The sequence below is a fragment of the Caldithrix abyssi DSM 13497 genome, assembly GCF_001886815.1.
Lineage (GTDB): Bacteria > Calditrichota > Calditrichia > Calditrichales > Calditrichaceae > Caldithrix > Caldithrix abyssi.
Genome location: NZ_CP018099.1, coordinates 4146732 through 4163475, shown reverse-complemented (window position 1 = coordinate 4163475; position 16744 = coordinate 4146732). Strand labels below are relative to the sequence as shown.

Here is a 16744-nt window from a genome sequence, read left to right as displayed (position 1 = left end):
TTTTAGTAAGTATCCCAAAAATAAATTTTTACGTATTGTTAAAAAGGTATTCTTTAATAAACCTTTTTTGCCGGTTTATCGCCTGGAACTAAAAGATGACTTCATCCTGCCGTTGAGGAAACATTTAGAACAATTTTACCAGATATCTCTGCCCGCTCGAGAAGTTCATGGGCACGCACAACATCGGTTAAGGGCATGCGCGCCGCAATAACCGGTTTGATCCTGTTCTGAACCAGCAACTCGAACAGGCGTCGCAGATCCTCTGTAAACCAGTCCATTTTCTTTTTGTATAAGGAACCAATGGAATAAAACGCCGTTGACTTTCCATTGGGCAAACAGTTCCATAACTGAAGCCGGATAAAATCAAGCGGGATGCTGCCGCCCCTTCCCAGAACGGCGTTATAAAAGCCATACGCAACCAGCTTTCCGCCCCGTTGTAAAACATCGAACGAGCGTTTGAAATGATCGCCGCCTATCGCGTCAAAAACGATATCAACTCCTGCGCCCGTCAGGCTGCGGATTCGTTCTTCAAAATCTTCATTTACGTAGTCTATTGGTGTTGCGCCCAGACGTTTTACCAGATCGTGCTTGGCGCTGGAAGCTGTGCCATACATTTTAAGTCCCATTAGGCCGCCCAGTTGCAGTAATGCCGTGCCAACAGCTCCGCCGGCGCCATGTATCAAAATACGCTGACCACGCTTTGCCTTTGCTACTCGATGTAACATTTGATATGCCGTAACGTAAGAAAGCACCAGGCTGACAGCCTCCGCCGGATCCAGTCCGGCAGGAACGGGCGTTAAACAATTTTCTGATAAACACAGATATTCCGAATAGGCGCCAATGATGGTAAGAGCAGCTACCTGTTGTCCAGTTTTGACGCGAGCTACGCCCGGTCCTAACCTGTCCACAACGCCGACCATGTCGTAGCCTGGCGTAAAGGGCGGTTTTACCTTTATTCCCGGATACTTGCCCTTACGAATCATCACGTCTGTGAAAGCCGCACTCGTAGCCAGTACTTTTACGCGTACCTCTCCAGGTCCGGGCTCTGGCAGCTTATTCTCTTCGATCACTCTGAGAACCTCTGGCCCGCCATAACGGGTAACAACGACGCGCTTGTAACTCAATGTTTCCCTTCCCTTATCCCTAACTTTTAATGTTATCAACCGCCGGGAGCTTAATGAATATGAAACATAACACCCGGTTTTTTTAAGTTTTTAGCGTTCGTAGCAAACTCGTTGCCTGCGACGCGCCTTATTTTATCCAGCAAAGAACGCAAAAAAATCGTTAAAGTGCAACTATTTTTTTCGCACAGTTTGTACGCGTTACAAGTTGTGGCAGAAATTAAAAACAAAAAACGCCATAGTCACGCAATTTGGTTTATTTATATTAAACGCCCACTATTATAAAGATAAGGCGTCGATGTCTGTTTTTTTAATCCGGAGAAGAAGCAACCCATTATTAAAGAAATAAGCCATGAAGACAGAATTTCGGCGCCGGCCTTGCGATTCAATTGTTTCAAAACAACATTGTATGCATATAGATGGCGTGAAAAATAAAAATATGAAAGGGCCGGAGGAATGGAAATGGAGCCGCAGGCCATTTTAGAAGCCTTTGAATAGTGCATTTACGAGCAGCCCAAATGTGAATAAGAGATGACGTTAATATTTAGTAAATCAAGGTGTTGTGATCGTAAGCGCAATCGGATCGTTGCTGCCCATTTTTCTCAGAAAAACAATTATTTTAAAGTTTATATCTGATTTACAGATGTGTTCATAGCAAGTCAGATCATCAAAGGCAAGGTGAAAAATAAAGAGATAATTATAAATATTGTAGCTGTAAAAAATCGTAATTGGTCTGCTTAAACCAGGGGCATCCCCTTTAGATAAAGGGAGTTGAAGCCGCAAATACAGTTTCCTTGATTAGATTGTATCTTATTTGTTGGTTGATCGCTCTTTTTTGCAAGATTGTATGTTATAATGAATCGCGTCTCCCTGATTGGAAGGCATGTAAGTTAGATTTTTTAGAGCCAGGCACTGCAAACTGCCCTTGCTGTTCTGCTGAAAAATGAGAGTGGTTCCTTGAAATTATTTAGGAATGTATAGCGGATTCATGCCAGAAATTGAATTGACTTAACATCATGTAAATGAATAAAATATAAAGATGAAAAAATGCAGCGTTTGCAATTCGTTCGAATTTAGATAAAAAAAGTAAAAAAATAACAAGAGTACTTGACTTTTAAAAAAAATTTATTTATTATGGGTATGCATACAGTTACAATAGCGTAAAGGGCATTGTAGTGGGAAGGCGTTTCTTTATTATATTGCTGTTCAGGATGAATAATCCCGGAATTAAATTTTTGAATTTAAATTAGCGATACAAAAAGTAAAAAGGATTAGAGATGGAAAAATGGCTTAAGTCTATTTCTTTTATTTTTGTCTCCATAGTATTTTTTCAGTTTAACCTTTATGCGGGTACAACCGGAAAGATCGCTGGAAGAGTAATTGACGCACAAACCAAGGAAGCTTTAGCAGGCGCTAATGTTGTAATCCTGAATACTTCACTGGGAGCTTCAGTAGATCTGGATGGGACTTATTATATCATAAACATCCCCCCCGGCGTTTATGATATAGAGGCTAGTTTTATAGGATATCAGACGGTAAGGAAACAAAAGGTTGTTGTAACGGTAGATAGAACGACTACGGTAAACTTTGAGCTCCAGCCTACTGTTCTGGAAACAGAAGTGGTGGAAGTAGTAGCCGAGCGAGAAGACATAATTAGGGACCTTACCGCAACAAGTCAAAAGGTTAGTGGCGCGCAAATACGTCAATTACCCGTTGAAAATCTTGGCGATATATTAAGTTTGCAGGCAGGTGTAACTCAGGATCCTGGCGGCGGGATACATTTACGAGGCGGTCGTTCCGATGAAATTCAATACTATGTGGATGGTATTGCCGTTACTAATCCCTTTGGCCGGGGGCTGGCCGTTCCCGTTCAGAATAATGTTATTCAGGAAATGGAAGTGATCAGCGGTACTTTTAATGCAGAGTATGGGCAGGCTATGTCCGGCATTGTTAATATTGTAACAAAAGAGGGCGGTGATCAGACCAATGTATCGTTTTCGGCCTATAGTGGAGATTTTGTTTCAACCCATGATGATGTGTTTATGAATATTAACCACATCGATCCATTTTCTCAGAAATATGTTGAAGGCGCTATCAGCGGTCCTGTCCCTTTATTTAACAAGCGGATTTATTATTTTATTTCGGGAAGATTTAGAGATGAAGAAAATTGGTTGTATGGCAAACGCCTCCACATGCCAAGCGATACGGCCGACTTTACAAGCCCGGACCCTGAAAATTGGGCGGTGCAGTATACAGGCGATGGAAAGATCATTCCAATGAATCCCTCGCGCGAGGTATCGTATCAGGCTAAGCTTACTTTTAAGCCATTTAGCAATCTAAAAATGAGTTACAACTTTCTGGGAAATAGTTCTCGATGGAAAAATTATGATCATCATAATAAATACAATCCGGAATACATCCCCACCCATTATTCTCAGGGGATTACCAATCTTTTTGTGCTCACCCATACAATCAGCGCCAGCACATTTCATGAATTTAGAATGTCTTATTATTGGGATAAGTATGAGCGGCATTGTCGAAAGGATCCGTTTGATCCGTTTTACGATCAAGGCATTCATAAAAAAATTGACGTTCCTCAGGATGTTTTTGCAGTGGGAGGCGTGGATGCCGGCTTTGAATATCGTGAAAATTTGACCACGGCCATAAAATATGATCTGGTTTCTCAGGTCAATAAATACAATCTTATTAAAATTGGAGTAGAATACCGCCGGCATGATTTAAAAGATGAATGGTTTGTTGTCCGGAAAGATGAGGGAACGAACTGGCAGTTGCAAATTGATGATTTAAGCTCATTCGCCCACAACTATTATCACAAAAAACCGCTTGAGCTTGCCGCTTATATCCAGGATAAAATTGAAATAGAAGACCTGGTCGTTAATGCGGGCATTCGTTTTGATTATTTTGATCCCAATAGTAAAGTGCCGGTGAATATGACAGACCCTTCGAATAAGCGAGGCGCGCCGGAAGATTACGCCTACAGAGACGCTACGGTTAAAACACAAATCAGTCCCAGATTTGGTTTGGCCTTTCCGATTTCTGATAGAGGTAATATCCACGTTGCTTATGGCCATTTTTTCCAGATTCCTGACCTGGGCCGGCTTTATGAAAATCCGGAGTTTGAAGTGATCGGCCGCTTTGAATCTTTTATTGGTAACGCAGACCTGGAACCGCAACGTACCACCATGTATGAAATTGGCCTTCAACAACAGTTAATTCAAAATTTAGTGATGAATGTAACCTGTTACTTCAAGGATATCCGCCATCTGGCGGGAACCAAACTCTATAAAACATTTGAGCAAGATGAATATGGTCAGTATGCTAATAATGACTATGGAAACGTATGGGGGATTACTGCCTCGTTAGATTTAAGAAAGATGGGAATGATATCTGCCAATCTGGATTATACCTACCAGATCGCAGAAGGCAACGGTTCCGATCCGAAGCAGGCTTTTTATGACGCCAGAAATCGCGATGAATCTGCCAAAACCTTGATTCCGCTGGACTGGGACCAACGCCATGTACTGAATGCAATTGTGACCGTATCGGGTAAAAGCTGGGGAATCAGTTCCATAAGCAAATTCCATACGGGTTTTCCTTACACGCCGATTACGACCTACAATCGATCCCCTAATATCCAGCTAAAGAATGAAGGAAGACGTAAGGCTGAATTTAATATGGATCTGCGACTCTACAAAAGTATTCATTTCGGAAAGATTACCACGCGCTTCTTTGTGAATATAGAAAATGTTTTTGACAATCTGCGTAATGAATACCGGCCTGAAATTACGGAAAGAGATTTGCGAGTCCATGAGCCCAAAACGTTTTTGAATTCGCTTTATGAATATCGATTTAATCCTGCAACACAACCGATGCCAAGATTAGTTAAAGTTGGACTTGACGTTGAAATGTAAACGCTCTGAAAAAATGTCAAAAGATGTGCAAACATAAAAATGGGTTATAAGGTTATGAAAGAAAAACATTTGCAAACAGGTTATTTACATTGGCTCCTTCTCTTTGCACTTTTGATTGGGGTACAAATCCTCCATGCTCAGGAAGATATTTACATTGACCCCAATAGAGGCGCTAAAGAGTTTCGAAAAGAATTAATCATGAATTCCAATAAAGTTGAGTCCATTGTAGGCAACTGGGGGATTTTTGGTAAAGTTAACCATCCCTATTCCGGAGTGTGGCCCAAAGGCACAGGGCATGGACACGTTCATGAGATGACTATTTTAGTGGGCGCCGAAGTAACCGGAATTGATGGACAGACGTATCATATTATCAGTGATTCATACGGAGATTTTCCGGACCGTGCTCCCGATGGTACCGAGTATTTTTGGAATCCAAAGCCGGGTTATGCTAATGATCATAGAATTTACATAAATCCCAATACCGGTGAAATCGATAGCACTTCTTTAATCGCTACCAGCACCGATAAGACCACATGGCCGGAGACATGGCCAGGAAAAGACGCCACATGGAATGGGCGCTGGAATGGTTATTTCGGAAAAGACCAGTTTATGGCTGATCAGGAATGTATTTATGTGATGGACGATTTTACTAATTCTGAATTTCCCTATTATCCCTTTATAGCAGATAGCACGCGGAGAGGTCTGGGATTGCAATGCGAAACACGTATGTTCCAGTGGGTACACCCCCTTGCGGAAGATCAGATATTCATCCATTTTCAGGTGACGAATGTTTCGGATTATGTTTATGATCGAAATATTTATTTTGGCGCTTTTGCAGATACACATCCAGGCGGTCTGGGGGCCTCTGACGATGATTCCGGATTTGATAAGAAGATGGATATGGTTTTCGCCTGGGATCATGATAATATTGGCGTGTGGACGAAATATAGAGATATTTTGCCGGGATATCTGGCCTGGAAGTATCTGGAGAGCCCCGGATTTGGAGATGATGGAATAGATAATGATGATGACGGATTAATAGATGAGCGACGGGATAATGATGCTGGAGAATGGATATTCGGACCGGTTGGGGATTATGGCGAGCCCAAATGGCACTGGAGCGGTGACGAAGATGGCGATTGGGATCCGCAGGTTGACGATGTGGGTAGCGATGGCATCGGCCCCAAAGATCCCAATTATGATGCGCCCGATTTGGACGGTACCGAAGGAAACGGAAAACCGGACCAGGGCGAACCTAATTTCGGAAAAACCGATAACGACGAATCGGACCAGATCGGTTTAACCTCATTTTATTCACCTCACTACGGTAGTGTTTATATTAGCAATGATGAAGCCATCTGGAATTATATTCAGCCGGGAGTATTCGAAACCCCGGCGCAAAATTCGAATAATCTTTGGATATTTGCTTCTGGACCTTTCTTGCTTGAACGCAATCAAACAGAACGCTTTTCCGTATGTTGGTTGTTCGGCGAAGACGAACGGGAAATTTATCGAAATGCGGTTACTTCCCAAAGAATTTATGATAACGACTATCGTTTTACCAAACCGCCACTGCAACCTACCGTAAAAGTAGTCCCTGGCGACGGCAAAATAACCCTTTATTGGGATAATATAGCAGAACGCTCCAGAGATCCGGTGTATGGGTACGATTTTGAAGGTTATCGTATTTACCGTGGTACCAATCCGCAAATGACCGAATCGCAGAAAATATCCGATGCCTTCGGTAATATTGTGTACCGAAAGCCGATTGCACAGTTTGATCTTAAAGACGGAATTAAAGGACTTCATCCCATCGCCATGGGTGAAGAATTAGGAGAAGAATACAGCTCCGGCATCCATTACTATCTTGGTGACGATACCGGACTTAAATATTATTATGAAGATACAGATGTGCAAAATGGCGTTACGTATTATTACGCGGTAGTTTCGTATGACAAAGGTTATTATCCGGGAATGGATGACCGCAATTTAGTCCCCATGTCTCCTTCAGAAAGTCCCTTTAAATTTACGTATGAGTACGGCGAACTGAAAGAAAAAAGTGTCAACGCCGTTATTGCCACGCCTAACGCCCCGGCGACCAATTACAAGCCCGGTTATACCGATGCCGACGAATACGGCAATATTTCCAAGGTCAACAATTCCAGTGCAACCGGGAGCATAAAAGTTAAAATAGTCGATCCAGATATTTTGCCAGATCAGAATCAATTTCAGGTTTCATTCTCACATATTTTGAATGAGCTGGGTGAGATTACAACCAAAACATACACCATTAAAAATTTGACCACTAACGAGGTGATTTTTGACAGCGTGGAAATACCGATTGACCCGGCTACCAACGCACCGGTTTCCTCCTGGAATACGCCGATATTTTCTGGTATGATTTTATCTTTCGAAAATAAATTTCCTGATTTCGATATTATAAAGGCGGTTTCTGGCTGGAGCGGAGATTATAAAACAAATTTAATTCCGGAAATTATTAAATCGAGTCAGGGTACAATCCCCATGAATGTGGCCATCGAAATTACCGATACGCTGGCCAGCCATCCTTTTAAAAAAGACTATCAGGTCTATTTTAAAGTTTATGATTTTTACACCAACGATTCAATTCCTTTTTTCTTTAGTTACGACAAAAACGGAGATTATAAAATTGGCGAAGGCGACCAAATTTCTCTAATTGCTCCTACCGGTACAGGTAAATTGGTGAAGGCATATAAAATAACTTTTAACGCCCCTACCGATCCTAATGTGGAGGTGATTGACCCGCAACCTGGCGATGTTTTCTATTTAAAATCGGATAGCCCTTTTAAAGAAGGCGACCTGTATCAATTTACAACGTTTCAAAGCGGTTTGTTGGAAGTGGGAAAAGAAGTATTGGATAAAGTTGCCGTTGTGCCAAATCCTTATGTTGTTGCCGCTTCGTGGGAGCAGGAATCCGTGCTTTCAGGGCGAGGTGAAAGGAAAATATACTTTATTCATCTTCCGGCTGAATGTACCATTCGCATTTTTACACAAAACGGCGTATTAGTAAAAACCATTCAGCATTCCGGTGTTGCTTCAGATGGTTCGGCCACCTGGGACTTAACAACCGATGAAGGGCTTGAAGTCTCATTCGGTATTTATATCTATCATATTGAGGCTCCGGGAATCGGTGAAAAAGTGGGCACTTTTGGTATTATTAATTAAAAGAAAATGGCCTTTCATTTGGAATGCACTATGAAAATATCAGGAGTAAACTCATGAAAAAAACAATTTCCGGCATTATTGTAATGCTAATTTTAGCCTGCAGTAACGTTCTGGCTGGCGATGTAATATCAAAAGTTGGAACAACGGCAGCTCCCTTTTTGGAAATTGGAGCCGGCGCGCGAGCGGTTGCCATGGGCGAAGCGTTTACGGCCATTGCAGATGAAGCCACCGCCATGTATTGGAATCCTGCGGGAATATCTTTGCTAAAGACCAATCAAGTATCTTTCAACTATATGAACTGGCTGGTTAGTATGAAATACTTTTATGCTGGCGGGGTGTTGCAAAGCGGAGCGTATGGCTCTTTTGGCGTTTCGGTTACTTCGCTTACTACGCCAGAAATGACCGTGAGAACCGTAGAAGAGCCTGAAGGGCTGGGCATTCGATATGACGCCGCCGACCTGGCTTTAGGGCTTACCTATGCGCGAAAGCTCACGCAACGCTTTTCCTTCGGAGCGACCTTTAAATTAATACAAAGAAGAATATGGCACATGAGCACCAATGGTATCGCTTTCGACTTTGGTGTCCTTTATAAGTTGCCCGTTAAAAATTTAAAACTGGGGATGTCCATCACTAATTTTGGCAGTAAAATGCAAATTCAAGGCGTTGACGCCATGGTTTTTACGGATATCGACCAATCCAAGGCGGGGAATAATACTTCGGTATTGTCGCATCTAAGAACCAAAAAATGGTCGCTCCCAATCGTTTTTAGATTCGGATTATCTTATCTTCTGGTTAATACTAAAAATAACCGCATTATCATTGCCGGAGATTTTATTCATCCCAACAATAATTTCGAAAGCCTAAACTTAGGCGCTGAATATTGTTTTATGAATGTATTTGTGTTAAGGGCCGGATATAAGTCTTTATTCTTAAAGAATAGTGAAGTAGGTTTAACCATGGGGCTCGGCATTAATTACATGAACTTCAGATTTGATTACTCTTTTATGAATATGGAGCATTTGCAGGATATTCAACAATTCTCTGTTATAATAAAATTTTAGGAGGTGATCTGATGAAAAATGATGTAATCGCAATAACGGAAGGAGGGAAATGGAGCCGTTGGGCTCATGATGGTTAGCTTCCTTTAAATAACATTTGAATTAACTTTCTTAAATTAACAAGAGAGGAGATGTGTTATGAAGAAGTTTTTTTTAATTGTTACTATCCTGATATTATCCATGAGTTTCGCACTCGTGGCTCAGGATAAAGTTTGGGTGCCGGTGTTCAAATTTGCGCTGGATGGCAACCCTGTTGATGAATATTTTGTGTTGGAGCATGCGCAGGGTAATGGCATTGATGCCGATCATCGTTATGCAGATGCCTCTTCGATGTTGGAATATCATTTTGACTTGTCACGCTTTGAACAGGAAAATAACCAACATCCGCTGTTTTTGAGAATTTTTTTGTGGAATGAATACATCGTAAAAATATCAGACGTAGAAATAACCAATGTTGATGAAGGAGAATTAGTAGCCATTTATAGCGACGATCCTGAAAATAATCCGGTGCATGACGGAAGTAACGTAACCTGGATTGATGTTCCTTTACAAGACTATTATGATCTTGGTTGGACCGATCTGTATTTAGCCTTTTTTGATGGAAGACCGCAGGATGGATGGGGGCCAAGCGTCCGATATATCGGTTTTTATTACCAGGAAGACCCTGCTAACATACCTGACAATGGTGTAAATGTAATTATTCAGGACAATGATTTAATAATGGTTGACGGTGATTTCGCTGATTGGGATACTCAAGCGGGATGGGTTAATTTGAAAACAGGAGCAGAAGGCGTTATTGCCGATGGTACGGTTGGAGATGCTACTGATCTGGAAGCTCACGTTTCAATCTGCATGGATAACGACAACCTTTATATTGCCGCAGAAGTAACGGATGATAGCGTGGTGGTAGCCGGCGATAGCCTGACCTTCTATTTTGGCGCATACAATCTTGATACATTAAACGCTTATTCTTCACACACTAACATGCCAGATCTTGGTCTTAGCGGTTATCGTAATAAAACCGAACCGGATTATAAGATTTCTTTAATTGTTGCAAACGGCGCTGTTGATCTTTATGAATCGAAGATCGTTAAAGGAATTTTGCCTGAAGCCGAAGCCGTTTGCGTTAAAACGGAAAACGGTTACAAAATTGAAGCGCGTATTCCTTTCCTGGATTTATTCGTCCCTGGCGATATTGTGCAGCCTTTCACTCCGTTAGAAACTACCTTTTCGCCTTTTGCATTTAAGATTACCGATGCTGATATGGGTGGGGTTGATACCACTAAAGTCGTTGATTTTGTGCCTAACAATGCCGCACCGGAAACGGATTATCTGGTAGCGGGTTACGAAGGTTCAGGAGTGGATAATTGGCACCGTTGGGCCGACGGTACCAGTACAATTGCTTACAATTTTAATGTAGCCAACCTGACATCGGGCTTTTCTGAAAATACGGAATATAAATTCAATGTCCGTGTGGGAAATGAGTATATTGTTGAGGTGGCGCCCACGCTGGATGGCGAGAGAACCGAAGTTTTACGTTGGAGCGAACCGATTGATAGCGTATTAATCAGCTTTATACCCAATAACCAGGCTCCGGAAACCGACTATCTTGTTCCAGGTTATGAGGGCGCCGGTGTAGATAATTGGCATCGCTGGGCCGACGCACAAACGGTGGTTGCGTATCGCTTTAGTGTTGCCGATTTACAGGCCATGGCTGAAGAAAATTCGGAGCTGATTTACCAAACAGAGATATCAAACGAATATGTAGTAAGAGTCGCTAATAGCACGGATACCATCGAAGTTGCTCGCTGGAGCGAAGAAGGTACTCCGGTTCATGACATGTCCAACAAAGCCTGGATTGAATTTTCCTTACAACCCTATGTTGACGCTGGTTGGGATAGTATAACGGTACTTTATAGTGATGGTATTCCAACGGACGGCTGGGGCGCTTCCATAAGCAACGTTAAGATTATTGGTCGTAAACCAGGAATACCCGTTCATGATTTGTCGAATATGGCCTGGCAAAGTTTCTCGCTTGATCCTTTCATTGCTCAGGGATGGCAGGAAATCTACGTATTTTTCACAGATGGAATCCCAACCGATGGCTGGGGCGCTTCTATATCGAATGTGAATATTGAAGCCATTGAATCAACTGTTGCGGCCGATGGAGCGCTGATAACGGCGCGAGATCTGGATGTGGATGTAAGCCCGGCTTCGTGGGGCCTGAAAACCGATTGCATCGATAAACGTACCAAAGAAACCAATGAAGAAATAGCTAAAGGTATTCTTTTCGAATTTATTCCAAACAACCAGGCGCCCGAAACCGACTATCTGGTTCCTGGATATACGGGCTCCGGCGTTGATGATAACCATCGTTGGGCTGATGGCACCGACACCATTGCTTACAAATTTAATCTCGATGAAATTGAAGCCATGGCGCCCGGACAGGAAATTTTTATCGAATTTGATGTGTGCAACGAATATGTGATCTCCATTAGCGATGCGGTTGACGGCGATAAAATCGAGTATATTCGGTGGTCTGAGAAAGGTGTTCCGGTTCATGACGGATCCAACAGACAAAACGTGGCTATTTCATTGCGTGAAATTCGCGATTTAGGATTTTTGGATCTGTATGTATTTTTTACCGACGGAATACCGACCGATGGTTGGGGACCTTCGATTTATGCCGTACGTTTTTATTATACCGGTATTTATAATTATACGCCCACTCCAATTGCCTTCAGAGCTAATAACACGCCTCCAGAAACCGATTATCTGGTGCCCGGTTACGAAGGTTCGGGCGTGGATAATTGGCATCGTTGGGCGGATGGTGAGTCAGTGATTGCTTATAAATTCGGCAAAGACGAACTGCTACAAAATATTGAAGAAGGATCCGAGCCTTTCTTTAATGTTCACATCGCCAATGAATATGTCGTGAGTGTCGCCGGCACGCTTGAGGGTGAAAGAACAGAAGTGCTGCGCTGGAGCGACGATAATATTCCGGTACACGACGCATCCAATATCGGCTGGCAAAGCTTTTCGTTGCAACCCTTTATCGATCAGGAATACGACAGTATTTATGTCTTCTTTACCGATGGGATACCAACCGACGGCTGGGGGGCATCTGTAGATAGCGTATATATTTCCTATCGAGAAATTTATGTTTATAACGAGCTGGTACGCTTTCAATGTGATGGAAATACGGATGAATTAAATTATTTAGTCCCGGGATATGAAGGTTCGGGTATCGATTTTGATCATCGCTTTGCCGATGGTAATATGATAATGGCCTACAAGTTCAATAAAGCCCAGATCCTCGAAATGAGCGGCGGTAATGATAATATCGTAATTCGCTTTGAGTTAAGGAACGAATATGTCGTTTCGGTGGCTTCGGATGTCAACGGCGAAAGAATTGAAGTATTCCGCTGGAGCGAAGACAATATCCCGGTACACGACGGGCTAAATCAAACCGTTTTAGCCTTAAACATTAAACCCTACTTTGACATGGGGTGGGAAGATGTTTACCTGATTTTTGAGGACGGAATTAAAGATACCGGCTGGGGCCCATCCTTATTCTGGATTAGCGTTAACTCGTTGGGCAAACTGGAAACCGGTATGCAAGACGAATTGACTAATTTGCCAACTACGTTCGAACTCGGTCAAAACTATCCTAACCCCTTCAACCCGGAAACGAATATTCGTTATTCGTTGCCGGCTGCGGGGCACGTAACGTTGACCATTTACAACGTATTAGGACAAAAAGTAAGAACGCTTGTAAACCAGGTACAGACACCGGGAGTGTACAAGATTAAATGGAACGGCATGAATGATTCTAATCTTAAAGTGGCCAGCGGAATCTACTTCTATGAGATTAAATTCAAAGATAAAAAACTACTGAAGAAGATGATTCTGCTTCGCTAAAAGGGATTAAAAAAAAGACCAGATGCTTATTTTAAGCATCTGGTCTTTTTATCTGAATTGAAATTTGAAGCGCGGAGCTCTTACTTTAAAATTAAAAGACGCCCAAGGCTAATAACTGTGAGTGTGAAATGTTGTTTTGCAAAGATTTTAAAAAAAAGAGTTTGATGATAAAAAAAGGCTGGATATTTTTTATATTCTTTCTTTTTTCTTTTTTTTATGGGGTAGGCTGCCCTGCGCAGAATACCGCGTATAAAATTGATGTGTCGGGCATGGGCTGGGAGGAAAAATCGCTTTTTTCTTCGGTGCAGGGTATTGTTAACAAAAATGGGCCGTTTATTTTTTTACGATTTGATGATATCGATGACAAATGGCAACAATATTATAGTTCCCGTTACGGGTTTCAATTTATCAGTTTATCAGATCCTTACCAAGTACTTACCATTTTCAGAGATAAAATTAAAGGATACGTTCTCTGGGATTACGGCAATCTCGAAAGCTATAATATAGCCGCTACCTTATCCGGAATACATGATTGGATTGTAGTCAGTAAATACTTTGAAAAAAAGATTAAAACACTGGGTATTCCTTTAAAAGAAGATGTCAGTCAAAAATTTATTGGGATGTCTAAAGATCAGGTTTATGACTGGGCTTTTGAAAATTATTGGGATCAATGCAATAAAAAGTTTGTTACCAGTTTAGCCTTAGGCGATATCAAATGGATAAGTGTGGATATTACTCCATACGTTAATGGCACCGATTTTTATGTTCGGTTTGAAGACGCAATTAAAACCAATGGAAACGGAACAAAACTTCGAAGCCTTAAAATCATCCAGGGAGGAAAAGAAGTCGTTAATTTGAGAACAGGAACGGAAGAGGAAAAAACTTATCTTTACGATCCTGATCACTCCTGGTTTGATCCCGATGGGGATCGTATTGCCGATTTAACTCAGTATTTTACCTATCGTTTTCAGTTAAGCGACTCTGGCCAGATCATTTTGAAGTTTTTAGCCTTTAATCAATACATGGTCAAGGTAGGGAATACGCCCAACGGTCCGTTTACCACCGTATCGTTTAGCTCCAAAGTTACCGGTAGCACCATTGGCGGTTCCCGCGAACTGGATATGGCCATTTTTTACCGCACGTTTTGTTTTGATTTGAGTAGCAGAAAATACGATTATCCGGAAGAATATGCGATTAAAGATAAAATAATGGAAGCGATGGAGCATCCGGGCTTTGTGCTCGGATGGGTTTCGTTCCAGACGGGACGAGATGACGAAGGGTCTTATGTGGCGCAGGCCTCTCTTCACGGCAATGCGGTGATTTGTTGTGGGGCGCCTAATTTTTCATTTCACCATTGGGTAAAACCCGAGCGCTTTACCCCACCGTCATTATCCGAAACCCCGGCAATCGATGAAAACAAAATCTATGTTTCGTTCCTTATTTCCGACGGTGATGCCTTCCATTGGACGAACGGTTTTCAGGGACGTCAATATTTAAGTCCCGATCGCGGAAGCATCCCCTTCGGATGGGAACTGCAACCGTTGCTTTACGATATGGCGCCAGCCGTTCTTCAATATTATTACGAAACGGCTACTGATAATGATGATTTAGTAGCTTCTGCTTCCGGTATCGGTTATTGCCATCCGGAAAAATTTCCTGCAGATCGTCTGGATGAATATCTTCAGGAAACAAGACGGTATCTTGAGCTTACAGGTTTAAAATCAATAAGCATTCTTTCTGCCAACAATATTCCATTTGACGTGGTCTTAAAATATAGAAAGTATTTTAAGGACCTTACGGTTGGCTGTGAAGAAGGCTACGGCGGACGCACGCCTGGCGTTTTTCCCTTTACCGACTTTTCGATCATTCGAACGCGCGTGCCCATGATTGGCGAATCCGATCCGGAGATGATTCTGCAGGAGTTAAATGCGCTTGCACAATCCACGACCCAACGTCCGCTTTTTGTGCCGGTGCATCCGACCTGTTATTATACCGGATTTGAAGGGGTAAAATGGATTACCGATCATCTGGATCCTGAGGTTTTCCAGGTTGTTAAACCCAGTCAATTGATGACCATGGTTTCCCGCTATTATCAGGGTAAACTGCTAATTGACGCTCCTAAAAGACTTATACCGGTTCTGGTAAATGGCGCTTTGTTTTTGCCATTCAAATTTAGAGCAATTGTTGAAACGCCTATTTCTGTAAAAATTAATCTAACGGCGCCCGTCGGCGTTAAAGTCACCAATTATCAGCAGCAAGCTCAGGCTTATCAAGAAAAGATGACTCATGGTGAATTCAGAATTACTCTAAATGAACCTGTATTGTCATCTGAAATTCTAAAAGACGCCCGGTTAACTTTGTCTTCTGCCTTAGTGCAAGATAGTTTGAGCATACCGATGGTGGTGTTGGATTATCAGGCGCCTGATAATTGGTATTGTGAATATACCGGTAATTGGGACGCCATTGAGCTAAATCATCGTTATGGCCAGCAAGTAGAAGATGGTTCAGCCGTCCACGGAACGGCCTGGTTCACGCAAAAAAATGCGCCGGAAGCTCCCGCCCATAGCGTATTTGGGCCTTACGAATCCATGGCCGCCGGCGAATATGTAGCCTGTTTCCGTCTTAAAGTAGGGGAGTTAACAAGTAGTGAGGTGGCTCTTTTAGATGTGTTCAATTTAAACGCCGATAAAACCACGCTTTGCCAAAAATATATTCAGGGTACAGATTTTAACGCTAAAGATAGATATCAATTCTTCTACTTGCCATTTAAACACGATGGTAAGGGCACCATCGAAACCCGTGTTTTTACTACCGGCGCCGAAGATTTATGGATTGATGAAGTCATAATTTTACGCCAAAAAGAGAGGGAGCATATTGAGGGACCGACTCAGGGATTTGTCGGAGATACCTTATCGTTTAGCGTTAGGGCCTTTTCGATTGATAGTGACAGCGTTTCTGTTCGATTTGACTGGGGAGACGGCGATTCTTCGAAATGGTCGGACTTTCAAGCATCGGGATATCTTTTTACCCAAACGCATGCCTGGGCCGATACAGGCCGCTTTTCAGTACGCTTTAAAACACGCAATACCAGCTTAAACGAGAGCGAATGGAGCGCCCCGACCGTTGTAACCATAAGCGCGACCCCTGTTAATATTGAAGCGAATGTTTCGATACCGCAAGATTTTGCGCTTAGTCAAAACTATCCGAATCCTTTCAATCCGGTGACTCATATTCGTTTTGCGCTTCCGCAGGTTGGTCGTGTTGTTCTAAACGTTTACAATATTTTTGGAGAAAAGGTAAAAACTCTTGTGGATGAGGTAAAAACGCCTGGCGAATACCAGGTAATCTGGGATGGCCGAAATGAATTAAATGAAAGTGTAGCAAGCGGCATTTATTTTTACCAGTTAATATTTGAAAATAAAAAGCTCGTTAAAAAAATGATTTTGATACGTTAAGTGGACGCGAAAAACCGACGGGATTAAAAGTAAACGTAGGTTGGATAAAAATC

6 protein-coding genes are annotated in these 16744 nt (G+C 42.3%); 5 read left to right on the top strand and 1 reads right to left on the bottom strand.

Annotated elements, in window-relative coordinates; all coding sequences use genetic code 11:
• Nucleotides 1-101 precede the first annotated feature (101 nt).
• Nucleotides 102-1124: a medium chain dehydrogenase/reductase family protein gene (locus tag Cabys_RS16260; RefSeq protein ID WP_006927244.1), complete on the bottom strand. Its 1023-nt coding sequence runs from the start codon at nucleotides 1122-1124 to the stop codon at nucleotides 102-104.
• Between the two features lie 1274 nt (nucleotides 1125-2398).
• Here Cabys_RS16260 and Cabys_RS16245 point away from each other — a divergent pair.
• The 5 genes from Cabys_RS16245 (at nucleotide 2399) to Cabys_RS16225 (ending at nucleotide 16691) form a co-directional block, all read left to right on the top strand.
• A complete protein-coding gene (locus tag Cabys_RS16245; RefSeq protein ID WP_006927243.1) occupies nucleotides 2399-5053 on the top strand; it encodes a TonB-dependent receptor in 2655 nt (884 codons plus the stop codon).
• A 54-nt stretch (nucleotides 5054-5107) separates the two neighbouring features.
• Nucleotides 5108-8257 carry a fibronectin type III domain-containing protein gene (locus tag Cabys_RS16240; RefSeq protein ID WP_044280989.1) on the top strand — a complete coding sequence of 1050 codons (3150 nt, stop codon included), beginning with the start codon at nucleotides 5108-5110 and terminating at the stop codon, nucleotides 8255-8257.
• 53 nt (nucleotides 8258-8310) lie between these two features.
• Entirely contained in the window at nucleotides 8311-9318 is a 1008-nt protein-coding gene (locus Cabys_RS16235; RefSeq protein ID WP_006927241.1) for a PorV/PorQ family protein, read from the top strand.
• 348 nt (nucleotides 9319-9666) lie between these two features.
• Nucleotides 9667-13236 carry a FlgD immunoglobulin-like domain containing protein gene (locus Cabys_RS16230; RefSeq protein ID WP_169833726.1) on the top strand — a complete coding sequence of 1190 codons (3570 nt, stop codon included), beginning with the start codon at nucleotides 9667-9669 and terminating at the stop codon, nucleotides 13234-13236.
• A 128-nt stretch (nucleotides 13237-13364) separates the two neighbouring features.
• A complete protein-coding gene (locus Cabys_RS16225) occupies nucleotides 13365-16691 on the top strand; it encodes a GxGYxYP domain-containing protein (protein ID WP_006927239.1) in 3327 nt (1108 codons plus the stop codon).
• The last annotated feature ends 53 nt before the right edge of the window (nucleotides 16692-16744 follow it).